At 67.4% G+C, this 20,270-nt stretch carries 17 protein-coding genes; 7 read left to right on the top strand and 10 right to left on the bottom strand.

Annotation, left to right across the window (positions count from 1 at the left end; genetic code table 11):
- Positions 1-6: 6 nt before the first annotated feature.
- The 3 genes from OC373_RS13335 to OC373_RS13325 are packed head-to-tail and all read right to left on the bottom strand — an operon-like array spanning position 7 to position 5,758.
- Positions 7-1,299 (bottom strand): MFS transporter, encoded by a 1,293-nt coding sequence (locus OC373_RS13335; protein ID WP_261997842.1) that lies wholly within the window; start codon positions 1,297-1,299, stop codon positions 7-9.
- Complete coding sequence (locus tag OC373_RS13330) at positions 1,296-3,536, bottom strand: oligoalginate lyase (RefSeq protein ID WP_261997841.1); 2,241 nt, start codon at positions 3,534-3,536, stop codon at positions 1,296-1,298. Before OC373_RS13330 ends, OC373_RS13335 begins: the two co-directional genes overlap by 4 nt.
- Positions 3,533-5,758, bottom strand: a complete 2,226-nt coding sequence (locus OC373_RS13325; RefSeq protein WP_261997840.1) for a polysaccharide lyase 6 family protein — start codon at positions 5,756-5,758, stop codon at positions 3,533-3,535. The genes OC373_RS13330 and OC373_RS13325 overlap by 4 nt, the downstream gene beginning before the upstream one ends.
- A gap of 281 nt (positions 5,759-6,039) precedes the next feature.
- Here OC373_RS13325 and OC373_RS13320 point away from each other — a divergent pair, with 281 nt between their 5' ends.
- Both OC373_RS13320 and OC373_RS13315 read left to right on the top strand, forming a co-directional pair.
- Positions 6,040-8,931: a TonB-dependent receptor gene (locus OC373_RS13320; RefSeq protein ID WP_070426451.1), complete on the top strand. Its 2,892-nt coding sequence runs from the start codon at positions 6,040-6,042 to the stop codon at positions 8,929-8,931.
- A 90-nt stretch (positions 8,932-9,021) separates the two neighbouring features.
- A complete protein-coding gene (locus OC373_RS13315) occupies positions 9,022-9,765 on the top strand; it encodes a FadR/GntR family transcriptional regulator (protein ID WP_070426452.1) in 744 nt (247 codons plus the stop codon).
- Positions 9,766-9,786: 21 nt separating this feature from the next.
- On the opposite strand, the gene OC373_RS13310 is transcribed toward OC373_RS13315, so the two are convergent.
- Positions 9,787-10,176 carry a DUF6165 family protein gene (locus OC373_RS13310; protein WP_070426453.1) on the bottom strand — a complete coding sequence of 130 codons (390 nt, stop codon included), beginning with the start codon at positions 10,174-10,176 and terminating at the stop codon, positions 9,787-9,789.
- 235 nt (positions 10,177-10,411) lie between these two features.
- On the opposite strand from OC373_RS13310, the gene OC373_RS13305 reads away from it, so the two are divergent.
- The gene (locus tag OC373_RS13305) at positions 10,412-11,050 is read left to right on the top strand and encodes a TorF family putative porin (protein ID WP_070427509.1); all 639 of its coding nucleotides are present in this window, start codon (positions 10,412-10,414) and stop codon (positions 11,048-11,050) included.
- A gap of 87 nt (positions 11,051-11,137) precedes the next feature.
- Here the strand turns inward: OC373_RS13305 and OC373_RS13300 are convergent, their stop codons facing one another.
- Together OC373_RS13300 and OC373_RS13295 are read right to left on the bottom strand one after the other, a co-directional pair.
- The gene (locus OC373_RS13300; RefSeq protein WP_019185575.1) at positions 11,138-12,313 is read right to left on the bottom strand and encodes an MFS transporter; all 1,176 of its coding nucleotides are present in this window, start codon (positions 12,311-12,313) and stop codon (positions 11,138-11,140) included.
- Positions 12,314-12,472: 159 nt separating this feature from the next.
- Positions 12,473-12,943, bottom strand: a complete 471-nt coding sequence (locus OC373_RS13295; protein ID WP_046274114.1) for a DUF1456 family protein — start codon at positions 12,941-12,943, stop codon at positions 12,473-12,475.
- A 190-nt stretch (positions 12,944-13,133) separates the two neighbouring features.
- Between OC373_RS13295 and OC373_RS13290 the strand changes: the two genes are divergently transcribed.
- Both OC373_RS13290 and OC373_RS13285 read left to right on the top strand, forming a co-directional pair.
- Positions 13,134-13,586 carry a hypothetical protein gene (locus OC373_RS13290; protein ID WP_152663802.1) on the top strand — a complete coding sequence of 151 codons (453 nt, stop codon included), beginning with the start codon at positions 13,134-13,136 and terminating at the stop codon, positions 13,584-13,586.
- Positions 13,587-13,683: 97 nt separating this feature from the next.
- Positions 13,684-14,433 carry an SDR family NAD(P)-dependent oxidoreductase gene (locus OC373_RS13285; protein ID WP_019185578.1) on the top strand — a complete coding sequence of 250 codons (750 nt, stop codon included), beginning with the start codon at positions 13,684-13,686 and terminating at the stop codon, positions 14,431-14,433.
- Between the two features lie 74 nt (positions 14,434-14,507).
- Here OC373_RS13285 and OC373_RS13280 read toward each other — a convergent pair whose 3' ends face one another.
- The 4 genes from OC373_RS13280 to radC form a co-directional block, all read right to left on the bottom strand.
- On the bottom strand, positions 14,508-14,864 hold the full coding sequence (locus OC373_RS13280) for a VOC family protein (RefSeq protein WP_261997839.1): 357 nt from the start codon (positions 14,862-14,864) through the stop codon (positions 14,508-14,510).
- Positions 14,865-14,979: 115 nt separating this feature from the next.
- A complete protein-coding gene (locus tag OC373_RS13275; protein WP_261997838.1) occupies positions 14,980-15,840 on the bottom strand; it encodes an SPOR domain-containing protein in 861 nt (286 codons plus the stop codon).
- An 18-nt stretch (positions 15,841-15,858) separates the two neighbouring features.
- A complete protein-coding gene (argS, locus tag OC373_RS13270) occupies positions 15,859-17,547 on the bottom strand; it encodes an arginine--tRNA ligase (protein WP_019183971.1) in 1,689 nt (562 codons plus the stop codon).
- 101 nt (positions 17,548-17,648) lie between these two features.
- On the bottom strand, positions 17,649-18,338 hold the full coding sequence (radC, locus tag OC373_RS13265; RefSeq protein WP_261997837.1) for a DNA repair protein RadC: 690 nt from the start codon (positions 18,336-18,338) through the stop codon (positions 17,649-17,651).
- Between the two features lie 195 nt (positions 18,339-18,533).
- Between radC and coaBC the strand changes: the two genes are divergently transcribed.
- Both coaBC and dut read left to right on the top strand, forming a co-directional pair.
- The gene (gene coaBC / locus OC373_RS13260; RefSeq protein WP_261997836.1) at positions 18,534-19,793 is read left to right on the top strand and encodes a bifunctional phosphopantothenoylcysteine decarboxylase/phosphopantothenate--cysteine ligase CoaBC; all 1,260 of its coding nucleotides are present in this window, start codon (positions 18,534-18,536) and stop codon (positions 19,791-19,793) included.
- A complete protein-coding gene (gene dut, locus OC373_RS13255) occupies positions 19,790-20,263 on the top strand; it encodes a dUTP diphosphatase (RefSeq protein WP_046272982.1) in 474 nt (157 codons plus the stop codon). The genes coaBC and dut overlap by 4 nt, the downstream gene beginning before the upstream one ends.
- Positions 20,264-20,270 lie beyond the last annotated feature (7 nt).

The following is a 20,270-nucleotide window of genomic DNA, read 5'->3' as shown; positions in this document are numbered from 1 at the left end:
GGGAACTCAGCGGCGCTCGACCGGGCCGTGGATTTTTTCCACGCGACCGGTGACCAGCCACAGCGCCAGCAGGGAGGCCGGCACCAGGGCCGCCACCAGGATGAAGATCGGTGCGTAGGAGTCGTGGGTCATCGCCGGCACCAGCCAGGTGGTGATCAGCGTGCCGGCCACCGCGGCCATGCCGCCCAGGCCAGCCACCGAGCCGACCGATTTGCCGCTGAAGATGTCGCCCGGCAGGGTCTGGATGTTGCCGATCGCGATCTGGAAGCCGAGCAGCACGAAAGCGATGGTGATCACCGCCCAGACCGGATCGGTGGCCAGCACCGCACCGATCAGCGCCGGGGCCATGATCGCGCCGCCCAGGGTGATCACCACCTTGCGGGCTTTATCCACGCTCCAGCCGGCACCGATCAGACGGCCGGACAACCAGCCGCCGCCGAGGCTGCCGATCATCGCGCCCACGTAGGGCACCCAGGCGAAGATGCCGATCTGCTTGATGTCGAAACCGAAGGTATCGGCGAGGTAGATCGGCAGCCACGACACGAACAGCCACCAGATCGGGTCCAGGAAGAACCGCGAGATCAGGATGCCCCAGGTCTGGCGGTGGCCCAGCAGCTGGCGCACGTTCGGTACGTACTCGGCCACCGGCACGGCCGGCTGCTCGGTTGGCGCATCCAGGATCAGTGCACGCTCGGCCGCGCTTACCCACGGGTGCTTGTCCGGGCCGGCGCGGTAGATGATCAGCCACGGCAGCAGCCAGATGAAACCGATCGCACCGATCAGGGTGAAGGTCCCGCGCCAGCCCAGCCACAGGAACAGCATGGCGATCAGCGGCGCGGAGATGATCGCGCCGATCGAGGCGCCGGCGTTGAACACGCCCTGCGCCAGTGCGCGTTCCCGCGCCGGGAACCACTCGGCATTGGCCTTCACCGCGCCCGGCCATGCACCAGCTTCGCTGATGCCGAGCATGGCGCGCACGATGCTGAAGGACAGGATGGAGTGGGTGACCGAGTGCAGCGCGATCGAAATCGACCACACCGCGATCGAGAGCGCAAAGCCCAGGCGCGTACCGATGATGTCGAACAGGCGCCCGAACACGAACTGGCCGGCGGCGTAGAACAGCATGAACACCGTGACCAGCAGCGCGTAGTCTTCCTTGGTCGCGCCGACATCCTGCGAAATCTGCGGCCACATCACCGCCAGCGCGTTGCGGTCGATGTAGTTGATCACCGTGGCGACGGCGATCAGCGCCACGATCAGCCAACGGACATAGGTGCGGGCCTGCGTGGTGACCTTCATTTGCTGTCCTTGCCGGCGCCGGTGCCGGTATCGAAGCGCTTCCAGCCGCCGTCCCAGCGCCAGCTGTGCCCATCGCCACTCACTTCATGCGATCCGCCCTGGGTGGGGTCGTCGGCGATGCCCAGCGCCAGCCGCTTGCCGCCGGCCAGGTCGAGCACCAGCACATCCGCATCCTTGCCGCGGTAGTGGGTGAGGCGATCGATGCGGCTGTTGGCGCCGCGCACGGTCTCGGCGGTGCCGTCGTACTGGCCGTGCGGTTCGAGCACACCGTAGAACGTGGTGGCGGCCTGGCCATCCACGCGCTGCAGCAGCATCGGCTCGCGGCGCAGGTTGAACGATGGATCATTCGCGCCGCTCTCGCCGATCAGGGCGCGCGAGGGTGCGGTGCTGGCGAACCGGTAGGTGTAGAAGCGACCGTCCAGCAGCCAGGTCAGGCTGCGCGCATCGCGGGTCGGCTCGCTGGCCGCATCGACCCACACATGCTGGTAGCCGTTGGCCTTGCCCAGTACGGGACGCGCGGCGACGGCGGACTGGGTCTTGAAGCCGACGTCCATGATGTGGCCATTGAAATGCAGCGGCAGGTCATAGCGCGCGGCCTTGCTGCCGGTGACGCGCAGCAGGTCCAGCACCACCGGCTCGCCCAGCGATGGGTGCGAGAGCAGCGCCTGGGTGCGGGTGAAGCTGACCCCGTCGTAGGCGCCTTCCATCCGCGCGGAGGCGATCTGGGTATCGTCGCTGACCGCGAACAGCAGCGGCGTCGGCGCCAGCGGCTGGCCCTTCTTCCAGTCGCCACCGAAGTGGCTCTGCTCGTTCACCACCAGCGTGTTGTGCGCGATGGTCTGGCGGGCCCAGCTGTTGTTTTCCGGCAGGTAGATGCCACCGGCCTTGGCCTCGATGTTGAGGAAACGCGCGGCACCGTAATCGGTGACCACGCGCTGGCCGTTGTCGTAGAACAACCAGTTGAGCTTGTCGAAGTGGCCGTGGCCCATGCCCTGCTTGGTGTTCTTCATCACCAGCGCCTGGCCGTTCTCGCCGCCCATGCGCAGGATCGCCAGGCCGCCCTCGGTGCCATCCGGGCCATCGCGCAGCAGGGTGGGCACGAACGCAAACGGCTTGGCCTTGTTCTCCGCCAGCGCCTGGGCCACCTGCAGGCCTTCCGGCGAGAGCAGCACGCGCTTCTGCATCCTGGCCACCGACAGCAGGCGGGCATCGCCGGTCTGCGCGTAGGCGATGTCGATGCCGGCCACCAGTTCCTCGGTGTCCAGGCCTTTGTCGAGGATGGCGTCGTTGATCGGGATGAAGTAGCCGCCGTAGCTGCTCTGCACCAGCGCATCGACCGCCTTGAGCAGCACGCCGTCGCGGCGCTTGAAGATGCCGCGTTGCGGTTCGTTGCGCTCGATGGCATTGGCGAACAGGATGAACGGGGCCAGCGCATAGCGCTGGTAGTACGGGCCTTCTTCGTAATAGCCGTCCGGCGAGAACAACTGGTCGACCTGCTTGAGGAAGCCGGCGCTGCCATCGCGTTTGCTGCCCTGCAACGCCTTGTCGACGTAGCTGGCATCACGCAGCACGTAGCCGGTCATGCCCACGGCCGCCACGGCCCAGGTGGCGTGGTTGTGGATCTTGTCGAAGTTCTCCGGCGTGCCGGAGAGGAAATCGGCCATCGCGCGGAATACGTTGTCGTCGATGGTCGTGCGATCCGCGTCACTGAGCGTGTCGCGGATCGCGTCGTAGCCCTGCGCCGCGCTGACCAGCCACACCGAATCGTTGAGGGTCTGCCAGAACAGCCGGCCGGGAATCTGGCCGCGGCCCTGCGGGTGCGCGCCCAGCCCCGGATAGAGCTTGGCGTAGCCCAGCAGCAGGTCGCGGGCGAAGGTGGCGTAGGCCTTGTCGCCGGTCAGGCGGTACAGCGCGCCGGCGGCCTGGATGGCCTGGTAATTGCGCTTGTGCTGTTCGTGCGTGTAACCGCCGCCCTTGTCCTTGGGCACCGGCACGTCGATGCCGGCCTTCATCATCGCGCGCACGCGCTGTTCGGCGCGCTGCTGTTCCTTGGCGAACAGTGGCGAGCGCGCACCCTCGGCACGCATCTGCGTCCACTGCGCAGCGGTGACCAGCACCGGTGCGGTGGCGGACGCCGCGGGCGCCTGCCGGGCGGCGGGTGCGGCCTGTGCGGCGGGCAACGCAGCCCCGCCAAGCGTGGCGGCAAGCAGCAGCATCAGGGGCGGGGCGTGATTCATGGCAGGGCCTCAACAGGGGTATCGGACAGCAACGGCGCGGTGGCCGTCAGCGGGTTGTCGCCCATGCGCAGGGTCGGTTCCCCGACGCGATGGCTGAAACGGACGCGGCCGCTGCGGTCGAAGCGGTTGTCGCGGATGCTGGCGAACTGCACGCCATGCAGGCGCAGGCTGGTGTCATCGGCGACGCCCACCTGCTCGAACTGGTTGCCGTGCACCTGCAGGGCCGGGCCGAAGGTGCTCTCGTCGGTGCCACCGCGATACAGGTTCAGGACCGGCCCACCGATGCGGCGGAAGCGGGAGTTCAGCAGATCCACCTGCTCGGCGTTGTAAGTGCCCAGATCATCGGTCTCGGCGGCCGCGGCGATCACGCTGCCGGTGATGTCCTCTACCGTGACGTTCGAGAGCGCGATCCGCGCGGCCAGGCTGCCCTTGCCGGTGGCGATCACATCGAAGGCCTTGTTGGCGGTCAGCCCGTGCACGTGGCTGTCTTCCAGCAGGAGCGTGTAGTTGAACGCCTGGCTGCCCGGCGGCACGCGGATCACCGCATTGCCGGCCGCATCCGGTGCGAGCGCACCGTCGATGTCCAGTCGCGCCAGTCGCAGCGAACCGCCCGCACTGATCTCGAACAGGCTGGGCCGCGAGAACTGCACGCTGGCCTGGCCACGCGCGGGACCTGCCACGCTCAAGGGATGGTCCACCGCGAGCACCTGGCTCACGGTGTAGCGGCCACGCTGCAACTGCAGCCGGTCGCCCGGGGCGCTGGCAGCCACGGCGGCGGTGAGGGTGTCCTCGCCCGGTGCGACCGTGCGTACCGCGCCGCTGTCCAGGGCGGTGGTGGTCAGGGTCTTGGGGTACCAGTCCACGCCGACCTGGTCGCGGGCGATCGGGGCAAGATCGCGCGGGGCGCCGGCATCGAGCGCCGTAGTGGGATAAAGCAGGCCGTTGGGCGCGCGCTGCAGGGTCAGGGACTGGCCGCTGACACCGCCGGGGAAGCCGGGCGATACGGCCGGGCTCTGCACGTTGCCGGCGAACGTGATGCCGGACAGATCGCCCTGCGTGCGCAGCAGCTCGCGTTTGCCATCGCCGATGAAGAGGTTGCCGGCGATGCGGCTGTTCACCGGCATCGCGTTGCGCTCCTCATCCAGCCCCGCGCCCAGCAGCACGGTGCCGACCTGGATGAAGCTGTTGCGTTCGATCACCGCGTGATCGATCTGCTCGTAGCGGTTCAACGGCGCGTCGTGGGTACCGGCCATCACGCTCAAGGCCGCGGCGAAGTTGTCGCCGGCAATGCCTTCAAAGTAATTGTCGCGCACGGTCTGGTGGCGGTTGATCACGCGCACCCCGCCGGTATGCGCCTTGCCATGGCCGAGGAACACATTGCGTTCGACCCGATTGCCGTGGCCGTGACGCAGCACCAGCGAGCCGCGCGAGTCCTGGAAGACGTTGCCCCGGTAGATGTTGCCGCCGGACTTGTTGGAGACGATCTCCACCTCGCCATCGCACTGCTCGAACCAGTTGTTCTCCACCACGGTGCGCGAGTCCGACTGCGAATCATGGCTGGTGCCGATGCGCATCGTCTCGCCGCCGTTGGAACCGAGGTTGGGGCGCGGGCCGAACCAGTTGTGGTCGATGCGGTGCTGGTTGTCCAGGCCGCTGGTGGCGTTGCGCACCACCACCAGGGTGGTCCCTGCATTGGTCTTGCCGACCAGCTGGTTGTGGTCGAAGCGGTTGTGCTGGCCATACAGCGCCACCCAGTGATCGGACTGCTGGCGGTCCGGTTTGTTGTAGCGGTCGATCACGATCCCGGTCACCCGGCTGCGGTTGGCCCACTCATTGGCCGACCGCCGGAACGAGACCACTTCGCCACCGGGCGCCCAGCCATCGCGGAAGACCAGGTTGGACACCTCCAGATGCTCCCCGGCCAGACGCAACTGGGATTGGCCGCTGAGAATCACCTTGCCGGGGGTCTGGGCCGTCAATCTAATTGGTTGACCAATTTTCCCGGTTCCCCGGAAAAGCAGGTCCATGTCACGCCAGACGCCGTCGGCCAGGATCACCGTATCGCCGGGGGCAAGCGCGCGGGTGGCGTTGGCATAGGCAGCGGCGTCGCGCACCAGGTAATCGGCGGCCGTGGCCGGGAATACGGCCAACGACAGGCTCAACAGCAAGGCGTTGGCCATGGGACGCAGCACCATCGGTGCATGCGAGTGTTGCAAAGTCACGGGGTTACCCTCCCAGATGAACCGTGGCGACTGACGCGAACCACGATCCTAACAGGTTGCCGGGCGCGAGCGTCAACCACAATCGCATACCACTTTAGGTGCATGTGGTCTGCGGTTTGCGCATTTTTCTGCTGCGTCCGCACATTAATTCAGTGCAAAGTGGTCTGGACAGTGGTGCGGGGTAGACTTTAGTACCAATTCATTGACATTGGTTCATCAGTCGTGAATCTTCCGGATCGAATCCGTGTAATCGGACGATCCATCCTGGGAGGGAGATCACGATGTTGCATGACCGCCGTACGGCCTCGCCACGAGGCCTCCGCCACACCGCGCTGCACAGCGCGCTGTTCTATGCCCTGTGCGCCACCGCGGCCCTGCCGCTGGCCCACGCACAGGACGCCGATGCACCGGCCTCGCCGCCGGGGCAAGCCACCACGCTGGATCAGGTCCAGGTGACCGGCATCCGCGGCACCATCCAGACCTCGATCGACAAGAAGCGCGAGGAGACCGTGGTCTCCGACGTACTGGCGGCCGACGACATCGGCGACCTGCCGGCGCTGTCCATCGGTGAAGCGATCGAAACCATCACCGGCGCCTCCACCCACCGCGAAAAAGGCGGTGCGTCGGAAATTTCCATCCGCGGCCTGGGCCCGTTCCTGGGCTCGTCCACCTTCAATGGCCGCGAGGCCACCAACGGCAGCGGCGACCGCTCGGTGAACTTCAACCAGTTCCCGTCCGAGCTGATCAACACCGTGGCGATCTACAAGACCCAGCGTGCCGACTTCGTCGAAGGCGGTGTGGCCGGCACGATCAACATGGAGACGGTCAAACCGCTGGAGTACGGCAAACGCACGTTCCAGCTCGATGGTCGCGGCACCTGGCAGGATTACGACGATCGCCTCAAGGACAAGGACGGCGTCGGCTGGCGCGGTACCGCCAGTTACATCGATCAGTTCGACATGGGCAACGCCGGCAAGCTCGGTGTCTCCATCGGCGTACAGGCGCTGGAAGGCAGCAACCCGGAAGAGATGTTCTCCAGCAGCTCCACCTGGGTGGCCTGCGATGGCCGTGAAGTGGTCGGCGCGACGCGCAACTGCACCCAGGTCAACGGCAACCAGGTCGCCAATGGCGTGCCGTACTACTTGGTGCCCAGCAGCCGCATCTATCGCCAGTTCATCGAACACGACAAGCGCGATTCGCAGTTCGCCGCGCTGCAGTGGCGCCCCAGCGACCTGGTGGAAGTGAATCTGGACTACCAGCACTCCAAGCGCGATTACACCGAAGACCGCTCGGATCTGTCGCTGTCTTCGATGATGCGCAACCTCAACAACCGCGTGGTCACCGATGATGGCGCGCTGCTGCACCACACCGGCAGTACCACGGTCGATTCCACCGGCAATTTCCTGGAGCGCCAGGAGGAATACACCGGCGGCGGGCTGAACGTGATCTTCCGGCCGAGCCCGGCGTGGACGCTGTCCACCGATCTGTCCTATTCCAATACCGAGCGCGATCAGATCGAACGCAGCACCCGCCTGCGCGCCGGCCGCACCGACGTCAACGGCCGGCCGGTCGGCGGCATCAAGAACACCCGCTATGTCGATTACACCTACGATTACAGCGGCGATGTGCCGAGCATCACCCTGGATCCGGCGTTCGATGTGAACAATCCGGACAACTTCACCGACTCGGCCCTGGTGCGTCGTCGCCAGCAGCACCGCGAGCACACCATCCGTGCTGGCCGCTTCGATGCCACCTTCACCCCGGAAAGCGGCTTCTTTACCGCCATCAAGGGCGGCCTGCGCCGCTCCGAGGCGACCTACACCGATTACACCGACACGGTGGATGTGACCACCACGAACGTCGCGGCGATCCGCGCGGCCAACCTCGCCTGCCGCCAGGCGTTCCCGCAGGACGACTTCCTGGCCAATGCCAGCGGCAACACCATCGACCAGTGGGCCAGCTTCGACAGCCGCTGCCTGTTCAAGGCGTTCACCGGCGTCGACGATACCGGCCTGAGCGCGGACCTGCGCAACCCGGCCAACAACGATGTCACCGAGAAAACCAGCGCGCTGTACCTGATGGGCGACTACAGCGCCGAATGGTTCGGCCTGCCGGTGACCGGCAATATCGGCGTGCGTGGTGTGCGCACCGAAGTGCGCTCGGTCGGCCTGCGCAGCGGTCTGGATGTGATCAACAATCCCGACGGTACCGTGACCCTGGAACCCACCGGCGATTTCACCTCGCAGGTGCTCAAATCCAGCAATACCGAATGGCTGCCCAGCTTCAACGCCGCCTTCGAACTGCGCCCGGACCTGCTGCTGCGCGTCGGTGCGTATCGGGCGATGTCGCGCCCGGACCTGGCCGCTGAAGGCTTTGGCCGCACTTTCAACCTGGGTGAGGTGGATACCGAGTTCAACAGCGTGGGCGATGCGCTGCGCAGCATCACGGCCACCGGCAACCCGCGCGCCAAGCCCTTGATGTCGTGGAATGGCGATCTCTCGCTGGAGTGGTATGCCAACGAAGACACCATGTTGTCCGGTGCGCTGTACTACAAGCAGTTCAACGGCGGTTCGATGCCGGTGATCGTCAACGAAACCTTCGATATCGATGGCCAAAGCGTGACCGTGCCGGTGGAGCAGCTGGCCACCAGCGACCAGAAGAGCGATCTGTTCGGCGTGGAGTTCACCGCCTCGCACAGCTTCTCCTACCTGCCGGGGATCTTCTCCGGGCTGGGCGTGAAGGCCAGCTACAACTACGCCGATTCCAACTTCAAGACCGAAGACCTGCGCCTGGGCGAATCCACCGACCCGGCTACCGGCGTGGTGACCCCGGGCATCGTCGAGCCGGCCAACATCTTCGGCCTGTCCAAGCATGTCGCCTCGGCGCAGGTGTACTGGGGCCTGGGCAAGCTCGACCTGCAGGCGATCTACAAGTACCGCTCCGACTATTACCAGCAGTTCGTCGGCGACCCGTCGCAGAACCGCTATGTGCGGGACAATGGCTCGCTGGACTTCCGTGCCACCTACAAGGTGAACAAGCACCTGTCGCTGTCGCTGTCGGCCAGCAACCTCACCGATGAGCCGCGGGTATCGGATATGCCCATCCTCGGCAGCTTCCGCGAGTACACCACGTACGGGCGGCGGTATTATCTGGGGGTGCGCTACCGCTTCTGAGGTCAGTGGCGCGGTTTTTCCGACCGCGCCGCTCTCTGAAGGCGCGGTCGCGTGTCGGTCCCCAGCCACCTGTCAGCCAGGCCTTTGATGATGTCCGAACCCCGTCTGTACCAGTCCATTGCCGCCGAAATCGTCTCGCTGATCGAGAAGGGCGAATTCCCGCCGGGCTCGCGCCTGCCGGGCGAACGCGACCTGGCCGAACGCCTGGGCGTGAGCCGGGTGACGGTGCGCGAGGCGGAAATCGCGCTGGAAGCGCAGGGCCTGATCACCATCAAGACCGGCTCGGGCGTTTACGTGAAGGCCAAACCGTCACAGGCGCCGGGCGCACTGCCCGATGTCTCGGCGTTCGACCTGACCGCCGCCCGCGCGGTGATCGAGGCCGAGGCTGCGGCGATGGCCGCCAGCCGCATCACCGATGCCGAACTGGAGGACCTGGCCGGCCTGATCGCGGCCATGGTCGACCCCAATTCGGGCGAAGCGGCGGCCAGCGAGGCCGACCGCCAGTTCCACCTCTCGATCGCGCGGATCGCCGGCAACCCGGTGGTGGAGCACTGCGTGCAGCTGATCTGGCGGATGCGCAACGAACTGCCGCGGGTCAAGCAGGTGTATGCCAACGTCTGCCACAACGACGATGACACCCGCGACGAGGAACACACCCGGATTCTGGACGCCCTGCGCCAGCGTGATCCGGCAGCGGCACGGTTGGCCATGCGCAACCACTTCCAGCGTCTGTTCGAATCGATGCTGGAAGCCACCGAGAACGAAGCGCTGGCCGAAATCCGCCGGCGTACCCAGCAGGACCGCGAACGCTTCATGGCCGCGACCGGGCACTGAGCCCGGCGCATACCGGCGCGATTATTCGCCCTGGTACTGCTTCTCTTCGACCAGCTGCGAGCCGGCGATGCGGTTGATCTCGTTCTTCACCTTGACCCGCTCGCCATTGGTGCCATAGACGCCGCGCGCCAGCTGGATGAAGGCATCGTCGAAGACCTGCGCTGCTTCCTTGTCGCGCAGCTGGTCCTGGATCTCCCACATGCGCTCGTTGATCGCCTTGAGCTGGGTCTTCAGTGCCTCCAGCCCGGGCTGGGCGCCGACCTGCTGCTGCCACAGCGGCCACAGGCCCTCGAGTTCCTTGCGGACGTTGGCGTTCTTGCCGGCATCGGTGATGCGTTCGGCCTTGATTTCCAGGATGGTGATCTTGTCGATCAGCTCGCCAATCGATACCGGGGTCAGGATCGCGTCCACGCCATTACTCGCAACAGGTCAGAGTGGGCATGATACCGCGCACCTCCCGGCGCCACCCTGACGCAGGATTTACAGAAACGTTGCGCCGATCGGGTGGCCACGCCATGGCGGCTTTACGCCGGTCCTGAGGACACTGTCGCTCTCGACGGCGCGGCCGTCATCTGGAGCGGGACACGTGGTGGGTAACTATTCGAAACAGCGCCTGCGCTGCGGCGTGGTGCTGGTGGGGCTGGTCATGAGCGGTGCGGCCGCGGCCGCTGTGGAGGGAAACGCGACGCTGACTTCGGACTATGTCTGGCGTGGCAGTTCGCAGAGCGACGGCGATCCGGCCGTGCAGGCCGGCGTGAAGCTCAGCGCGGCCAGTGGCTGGTACGCCTCGGCCTGGGGCTCGGGGGTCTCGTTCCGGCCGGACAACGGCGCGCGCAGCGAGTTTGATCTTGTCGCCGGCTGGAGCGGGGCGGTGACGCCGGACTGGAGCGTGGACGTCAATCTGACCCGCTACGTCTATCCGTCCGCCACGGTCGATCTGGACTGGACCGAGCTCAATGGCACCGTCACCTGGCGGCAGCGCGCCTGGCTGCAGGTCGGCGTCTCCGACAACGCGTTGGCCGGCGGCCATGGCGGCACCTACGCCCAGCTCGGTGCGCGCCTGCCGCTGGGCGAGCAGTGGCGTGTCGAGGGCGCGGTAGGCCACTACTGGCTGGACAGCGCGCAGGCCGATGACTACCTGCATGGCCAGCTCAGCGCCATCTGGAAGGTGCACGGCCCGTGGGAGCTGCGCCTCACCGCGCACGACACCGATGGTGCGGCCAAACGCCTGTTCCCCGGCAACGCAGGCTCGCGCGTCGAGTTCGCGGTACAAACTGCCTTCTGACGGAGCGCCCACCCACCCCGCGCGGTAGAGCCGACCGTTGGTCGGCTGCCCCAGGCGGCGCGCAATGCAGCCGACCAACGGTCGGCTCTACCGGCGTACTACCGCCACTGTCCACACCGCGATCGCCACCATCGCGACGCCGGCACCGGTCACGCACACGCCGGTCCAGCCGAAGCGATCAAAGACCTGCGCCGAGACCAGTGAGCCCAGCGAGCCGCCGATGAAATAGCCGGTCATGTAGCCAGCATTGAGCCGGTTGCGGGCGTCCGGACGCAGCGCATAGACCACGTTCTGGTTGCTCACGTGCAGCAGCTGCGCGGCCAGGTCGAGCACGATCACGCCCAGCACCAGTGCGATCAGCGAGTGCGTGGAAAAGCCCAGCGGCAGCCACGATGCCGCCAGCAGCACCAGCGCCACGGTGGTCGCCAGCGCCGCCTTGCCCCGGTCGGCCATGCGCCCGGCCACGCCCGCGGCCAGCGTGCCGGCCGCACCGACCAGCCCGAACAGGCCGATCGTCGCATCGCTGTAGCCATACGGTTCGGCGGCGAGCAGGAACGCCAGTGGCGTCCAGAAGATCGCGAACATCGCAAAGCTCAGCGCACCCAGCACGGTGCGCAGGCGGAACACCGGTTCCTGCGCGAACAGCGTGCCGATCGAGCGCAGCAGCTGCAGATAACCCAGCCCGGCGGTCTGATGGAAGCGCGGCAGATGCCGATAGAGCATGCCCGTGGTCAGCACCAGCGCGGCCGCGGCGATCCAGTACACGGTGCGCCAGTCGCCCAGCGAGGACAGTGCCCCGGCCACGGTGCGTGCCAGCAGGATGCCGAGCAGCAGCCCGCTCATCACCGTGCCCACGACCTGGCCGCGTTCTTCGGGTCGCGCCAGCGTGGCCGCGAACGGCACCAGCACCTGCGCCACCACCGAGAACAGGCCGGTCAGCGCGGTGCCCACCAGCAGCCACACGAACTGATGGCTGAGCGCGCTCAGCACCAGCCCCGCCGCGGACAGCAGCGACATCACCACGATCAACCGGCGGCGCTCGAACAGATCGCCCAACGGCACCAGCAGGATCAGGCCCGCCGCATAGCTCAGCTGGGCCACGGTCACCACCGTGCCGGCCCGCGCGAAGGACACGCCGAACTGGCCGGCGATGGTATGCAGCAGCGGCTGCGCGTAGTAGTTGCTGGCCACGGCCACGCCGGTGGCGAAGGCCATCAACAGGACCTGCCAACGGCTGAGTGGCGAGGGCGCGTCGTTGCTCATGACGGGCTCCGGGAAAGAAGGGGCGCCAGTGTCCGCCTGATGGGTGAAAGGGGGAAATGAAACGTCTTCATCCCATGCATCTGAAATCCAGATGGCTCACCCACGCCAGGCAGTGGAGGCGCGTGGCCCCTGCATCGGAGCCACGCATCAACGACGTCTTCAGGCGCCGCGCACGCGCAGGGTCAGGCCCTTGAGGAAATTGCGCAGCATCTGGTCACCGCAGGCGCGGTAGTTCTTGTGGTCCGGCTGACGGAACAGCGCGGACAGTTCCGGCTTGGAGACCGAGAAACCCGCCGCGTCGAACACTTCGTGCATGTCCACGTCCTTCAGCTGGAAGGCGACGCGCAGCTTCTTCAGCACCAGGTTGTTGGTGATGCGCTTTTCCACCGGGCGCGCCGGCTGGCTCTCGTCGCGGCCACGGAAATGCACGATCAGGCCATCCAGGAAATGCGCCAGGGTGCGGTCGTCGCAGGGCACGAAGCCTTCTTCGTCTTCCTTGCGCAGCCAGCCGGCCACATCGGCCTTGTCGACCACGAAGGCCGGATCGGCCAGGGCACAGGTGTCGGCGATCATGCCGTCGCTGAGGTCGAGCATGTAGCGGATGCTGCGCAGTACATCGTTGTTGATCATGGGACGTCCAATACCGCCGGCGCGGCTGCGCGGCTGGCGGTCATTTTACCCCGTGCCGGGCGCGCGGCCGGCTGCGACCGGTGGTCGCTGTCATCTGGTTGCCACGAAAGTGACGCACAGTGCCGCGATCAGGCATCGACAGGCAGTGGAGCAGGCAATGCGCAGGTGGCAGGTTCTCGGGTGTGTGGGCATGTTGCTGGCGGCCCCGGCGTGGGCGCAGGCCCCCTATGTGGCGCTGGAGCAGCGGCTGGATCCGCAGGCGCTGGCCGACGTCGGGCTGACCCCGGCCCAGCTGCAGGCCCTGAACCGCCTGCTGCGCCAGGCCCAGGCCGATGCCCCCGCCCCGGTGGCCGTCGCGGCGGCACCTGCCGCAGGCCCGGGTGTGCCGACGCCGGCCCCGATGTTCCCCGGGCTGGACGACGGCCCCATCAACGCCAAGGTCACCGGCCAGGTGGACGGCTGGGCCCCCGGCACGGTGTTCACCCTGGACAACGGCCAGCAGTGGCAGGTACTCAAGGGCGAGATGAAGCTCAAGACCGCCCGCAGCAACCCCGGGATCGTCGTGGTGCCCGGCATCGCCGGGCGCTGGTTCCTGCAGGTGGATGAAGACCTGCCCAAGGCGCGGGTGTTCCGCATCCGCTGACGGGACGACCCGTGGCACCGGTCAGCCGGGTGGCGCCCGGCGCCACACCGGGCGCGCATCGGTGCGAAAATGGTCGGGATCTTCACGGAGTACCTCGATGACCCGTACCGCTCTGATTACTGGCGCCACGTCCGGCTTTGGCGCTGCCGCTGTCCACCGTTTCGCCCAGGCCGGCTGGCGCGTGATCGCCACCGGGCGCCGTGCCGAGCGCCTGCAGCCGCTGGTCGACGCCTACGGCCCCGAGCGCGTGCATGCCGCGGTGTTCGACGTGCGCGACAGCGTGGCGATGGAAGCGGCCCTGGCTGCCCTGCCGGCCGGCTTCGCCGACATCGACCTGCTGGTCAACAACGCCGGCCTGGCCCAGGGCACCGCCCCGGCCCAGAGCGCCTCGCTGGAAGACTGGCGCACCATGATCGACACCAACGTCACCGCCCTGGTGACGCTGACCCATCGCCTGTTGCCGCAGCTGGTCGCGCGCAAGGGCGCGATCATCAACATCAGCTCCGTTGCCGGCGTCTACCCGTACCCGGGCGGCAATGCCTACGGCGGCACCAAGGCCTTCGTCAGCCAGTTCTCGCTGGGCCTGCGCTCGGACCTGCACGGCAGCGGCGTGCGCGTGACCACGATCGAGCCGGGCATGGCCGAAACCGAGTTCACCGTGGTCCGCACCCATGGTGACCAGGCCGCCTCGGACAAGCTCTACACCGGTGCCAACCCGATGACCGCCGACGACATCGCCGAGCAGATCTTCTGGGTCGCCTCGCTGCCGGCGCACCTGAACATCAATCGCCTCGAAGTGATGCCGGTCAGCCAGTCGTTCGCCGGCTTCCAGGTCGCGCGCGACTGATCCAAGGGCACCGCTGGCCAACTCCTCGGCCGCACGCCCGAAACCGGTAGAGCCGACCAACGGTCGGCTCTACCTCAGGCGGCCGTCCACACCGCCAACTCATACCCATCCGGATCGCGGAAATGAAACCGCCGCCCCCCCGGAAAATCGAACGCCGCCTGGCAGATGTCCGCGCCGGCCGCTTCCAGCCGCTGCTGCGTGGCTACCAGGTCATCGGCATACAGAATCACCAACGGCCCACCGGCGCGCACTGGCGCGTCGGTGGTGAACCCACCGCGCAGGCGGCCATCGTAGAACTCGGTATAGCCCGGGCCGTAATCGGTGAACGACCAGCCGAACACGCTGCCGTAGAACGCCTTGCTGCGCGCGATGTCAGCCACGTTGAATTCAATGTTGTCGATCCGGCGATCGTTGCCGTGTGCGGTGCTCATGGAGGCGTCTCGCTGAAAGGTAGCCCCGTAGAGCCGACCGTTGGTCGGCTGCCCTGGGCGGTAAAAAAAAACGCCAGGCAATACCCGGCGTTCCTGTATATGTCGCGGCGCGCGGCTACTGCGCCTTGATCGCCATCGCCTGAAGCCCCGTCCCATCCAGCTTCTGCTTGGCTTCGGCCAGTTCACCGGCGCTGCCATACGGCCCCATGCGCACGCGGTACACCGTCTTGCCGTTGATCTGTGCAGATTCCACCCGTGCGGCCAGGCCAATCATCGCCAGTTTGGCCTTGGTCGCTTCGGCGTCGCCGGAGGCACCGAACGCACCGGCCTGCAGGATGTAGCGCACGTTACTGGCTGCCGGCTCAGCCGCCCCGGCAGCCGGCGTCGCCGTCGGCGTCGGTGCAGCCGGAGCAGCCGCCGCGGTCTGTGCCGGCGTCGTCGCCGGAGCCGTGGTCGCCGCCGGGCGCTCCGCCACCGGAGCCGGCAGCGGGGCGGTACTCACCGCCGCAGGCGAGGTGGTCGCAGCGGTGCTGGTCGGCGCCGGCGCGGGCGGCAACGGGCGGCCTTCCAGCGCGGCCTGCGCGCGCTGCGCTTCGGCCTTGGCACGGCGCTGGTCTTCGGCGCGTGCGCTGGCGGCCAGCTCCGCATCGGACATTTCCACTTCCTTGCCGGGCAGCAGGGTGTAGAAGTCGTACTGCGTCGCCGCCGGCTTGGCCGGCTCGGCCGGCTTGGCGGCACCCGGCTTGGGCAGCTCGGTGCCGACGTCGGTGTCGGCATCGCTCACCGGGGCCGGCTGGGCGTTCGGGTCCGGCTGCGGGCCGACCCGCAGGAAACCGTCACCGTCGTTCTTGAACAGGTTGGGTGCCGCCAGGAACACCACGGCCGCAATCGCCACACCCGCGACCAGCCACACCCATCCCGGGGTGCCCTGGTTGCTGTTGCGCCGTGCCTGGCTCTTGCCGCGTCGTGCTGCCATTTACTGCTTCTCCACTGCTTACATTTTTTCCGGGGCGGATACGCCCAGGATGTTCAGACCATTGGCCAGGACCTGGCGCGCGGCGCAGGCCAGCGTCAGCTTGGCGTTGCGTTCGCTTTCGTCGGCCACCAGTACCTGCGTGCCGTGATACCACGTGTGGAAGGCATGCGCCAATTCACGCAGGTACTGCGCGATCAGGTGCGGTTCCAGCGCCAGGCCGGCCGCCTCGACGACTTCCGGGAAGCGCGACATTTCCACCATCAACCATAGCGAGGCCTCATCGCCCAGCGAGGACAGCCCGGCCAGCCCTTCGGCCGGCGTGTAGCCCAGGCCCTTCTCCTGCGCCTGGCGCAGCAGGCTGCAGACGCGGGCATGCGCGTACTGCACGTAGAACACCGGGTTGTCGTTGCTCTGCTGGCGGGCCAGATCGATATCGAAGGTCAGCTGCGAATCGGGCTTGCGCGCGATCAGGAACCAGCGGGTCGCATCGCGGCCGGCTTCTTCGATCAGGTCGCGCAGGGTCAAATAGCTGCCGGCACGCTTGGAGAGCTTCACTTCCTCGCCGCCGCGCATCACCGTCACCATCTGGTGCAGCACGTATTCCGGCCAGCCCTTCGGGATGCCGACGTCCAGCGCCTGCAGGCCGGCGCGCACGCGCGCCAGCGAACCGTGGTGGTCCGCGCCCAGCTCGGTGATCGCGCGCTCGTAGCCGCGCTGCCACTTGCTCAGGTGGTAGGCCACGTCGGGCAGGAAGTAGGTGTAGGTGCCGTCGGACTTGCGCATCACGCGGTCCTTGTCGTCACCGAAGTCGGTCGAGCGCAGCCACAGCGCGCCGCCTTCCTCATAGGTGTGGCCGGCCGCATTGAGCTGGGCAACGGTCTCTTCGACCTTGCCGTCCTTGTACAGCGAGCTTTCCAGGAAGTAGATGTCGAAATCCACGCCGAACGCGGCCAGGTCCTGGTTCTGCTCGTTGCGCAGGTAGGCCACGGCGAAGCGACGGATCGCATCGAGGTTGTCCGGGTCGCGCTCGCCGACCACCGAATGGCCTTCCAGCTCCACGGTGGCGCCGGCCAGATAAGCCTTGGCCACATCCTCGATGTAATCGCCGCGGTAGCCCGCTTCCGGCCAGCCGGCGTCGTCGGGCTTGAGGCCCTTCGCACGTGCCTGGGTGGACAGCGCCAGGTTCTCGATCTGCACGCCGGCGTCGTTGTAATAGAACTCGCGCTTGGCGTTCCAGCCGTTCACTTCCAGCAGGCGCGCCAGGCAGTCACCGATCGCCGCCGCGCGGCCGTGGCCGACATGCAGCGGACCGGTCGGGTTGGCCGACACGTATTCCACGCCCACGGTGCGGCCGTTGCCGCTCAGGTTGTGGCCGTAATCGGCGCCTTCCTTGAGCACACTGGCCGCTTCGCGCTGGTAGGCGCTCGGGGCAAGGTGGAAATTGATGAAGCCCGGGCCGGCAATCTCGACGCGGGCCACGTCATCGCTCTTGGGCAGCGCATCCAGCAGCGCCTGGGCCAGGGCGCGCGGATTGCTGCGCGCCGGCTTGGCCAGCAGCATCGCGGCGTTGGTGGCGAAATCGCCGTGCTCACGGGTCTTCGGGCGTTCGACCACGAATTCCGGGGTCAGGGTATCGGCCGGCAGAGTGCCGTTGGCGCGCAAGGCTTCGATGCCTTGGCTGATCAGGGCGCGGAGGAGATTTTTCACAAGGCCTGCTTTGGGACTGGAGCGGCGGAATCGGCAATTTTAGCCCAGAAGCCACCCCGATCCATTGAACCGGGGCCGAGCGGCGGCGTTTCACGCCCGGATCAGGCCGCTGCGATGCCCATCCAGCCGCGCGCGGCCATCGATACCGGGGCGCCGTCGCCGATGACGACGTGGTCGAGCAGGCGGATGTCCACCAGGGCCAGGGCCTGCTGCAGCAGCGTGGTGATCCGGCGGTCTTCCAGCGACGGTTCGGCACTGCCGGAAGGGTGGTTGTGGCTGACGATCACCGCCGCCGCGTTGTGCAGCAGGGCGCGCCGGACCACCTCGCGCGGGTAGACCGCCGCCGCGTCCACCGTGCCGCTGAACAGTTCCTCGCAGGCCAGCGTGCGGTGCTGGTTGTCCAGGAACAGCGCGGCGAACACCTCGTTGGGACGGGACCGCAGCCGCTGCTTGAAGTAGCGCCCGGCGGCGGCGGGGTCGCGCAGGCTGTCGCCCCGGGCCAGCTCGGGGGCCAGATGCCGGTGCGCCAGTTCCAGCCCGGCCACCAGCTTGCAGCTGCGGGCCGGGCCCAGGCCGGGCAGGGCGGCCAGCGCGGTGGCCGGCAGATCAAGCAGGTTGCGCAGGGGGCCGTGGGACTGCAGCAGGTCGCGCGCGGTCTCCACCGCATCGCGCCCGCGCAGCCCCGAGCCCAGGAAGATCGCCAGCAGCTCGGCATCGGACAGGGCGCCGGCGCCCTGGGCAAGCAGCTTTTCGCGGGGACGCTCGGCACTGGGCCAGTCTCGGATCGACATGGCCTCAGTCTCCACTCCCTGCCGGCCCCGCCACCATCAGTGAACCAGGCGCCATCGTGTCGGTAAATGCAGGGAATCGTGCCAAGTCCGGCGGTTGCTTATGACGAAAACCTGCCTCCTTATGCCGCTGGCGCATCAGGCGGTCTACAGACCATCAGGTAAGCTAAACGCCTCAGTTCGACAGGAAATTCGCAGGTGGCTGACTCCCCCCAGGCTTCTCCGGCGTCCGCGCGCCCGCTGCAAGGCCAGAAGCTGTTGTTGTGCGTAGGGGGCGGCATTGCCGCCTACAAGTCGCTGGAACTGGTGCGTCGCCTGCGCGATGCCGGGGCCCAGGTGCAGGTCGCCATGACCGCCGGGGCCCAGCAGTTCGTCACCCCGCTGAGCTTCCAGGCCCTGTCCGGCCAGCCCACCCGCACCACCCTGTGGGACAGCGCCGCCGAGCAGGCCATGGGCCATATCGAGCTGGCCCGCTGGGCCGATCGCATCGTGGTGGCCCCGGCCACCGCCGACCTGCTGGCCCGGCTGGCCCACGGCAATGCCGATGACCTGGTCACCACGCTGTGCCTGGCTACCACCGCGCCGCTCACCGTGTGCCCGGCGATGAACCACCGCATGTGGCTGCACCCGGCCACCCAGGCCAACATCGGGCTGCTGCGCGAGCGCGGTGCCCAGGTGATCGGGCCGGAAGACGGTCCACTGGCCGAAGGCGAATCCGGCCCCGGCCGGCTCACCGAACCGCACGCGATCGTGGCCGCGCTGGCCGGATTGCACGCGCCAGCCGCCGCCGAGCCGCCGGTCACCAGCGAACTGAAGGGCCTGCGCGTGCTGATCAGCGCCGGTCCCACCTATGAAGACATCGACCCGGTGCGCTACGTCGGCAACCGCAGCAGCGGCAAGATGGGCTATGCCCTGGCCGCCGCCGCTGCCCGCCTCGGCGCGCAGGTGGTGCTGGTCAGTGGCCCGGTCCAGCTGGCCACGCCCGCGGGCGTGCAGCGTGTCGATGTGCGCTCGGCCGCACAGATGCGCGAAGCGGTGCTCGCTGCATTGCCGGCCGACATCTATATCGGTGCCGCCGCGGTCTCCGATTACACCCCGCGCCAGGTCGCCCCGCAGAAACTCAAGAAGACCGCCGGCACCCAGAGCCTGACCCTGGAGCTGGTGCGCACGCCGGACATCCTGGCCGAGGTCGCCGCGCAGACCAACGCACTCAAGCTGGTGGTCGGCTTCGCTGCCGAAACCCACGATGTGGAGAAGTACGCGCGCGGCAAGCTGGTGGACAAGCGCCTGGACCTGGTGATCGCCAACCAGGTCGGGATCAGCACCGGCGGTTTCGAAAGCGATGAAAACGCGGCCACGGCCTACTGGCAGGGCGGCGAACAGGTGTTCCCCGGCACCTCCAAGGCCGTGCTGGCCGAACAACTGTTGTCCCTGATTGCCCAGAGGTTGCACGCATGACCATCGATTCCTCCCTCCAGCCCCTGCAGGTCAAGCTGCTGGACCCGCGTTTCGGCGACGAATGGCCGCTGCCGGCCTATGCCACCGAACACAGCGCCGGGCTGGACCTGCGCGCGGCGCTGGAAACCGAGCTCACCCTGCAGCCGGGCGATACGGCGCTGATTCCCAGCGGTATCGCGATCCATATCGCCGATCCGAACCTGGCCGCGGTCGTGTTGCCGCGTTCGGGCCTGGGCCATCGCCACGGCATCGTGCTGGGCAACGGCACCGGCCTGATCGATGCGGATTACCAGGGGCCGCTGCTGATCAGCGCCTGGAACCGCGGGCGCGAGCCGTTCACCCTCCAGCCCGGCGATCGCATCGCCCAGCTGGTGGTGCTGCCGATTGCACGCGTGGCGCTTCAGGTAGTGGATACTTTCACCGACAGCGCCAGGGGAACGGGTGGATTCGGCCATACCGGGGTGCGCTGACAGGGGA

It is taken from the genome of Stenotrophomonas sp. Ste96 (genome assembly GCF_024519495.1).
Lineage (GTDB): Bacteria > Pseudomonadota > Gammaproteobacteria > Xanthomonadales > Xanthomonadaceae > Stenotrophomonas > Stenotrophomonas bentonitica_A.
Note: the sequence above shows the minus strand (reverse complement) of the source record. Positions and strands in the feature narration are given on the sequence as shown.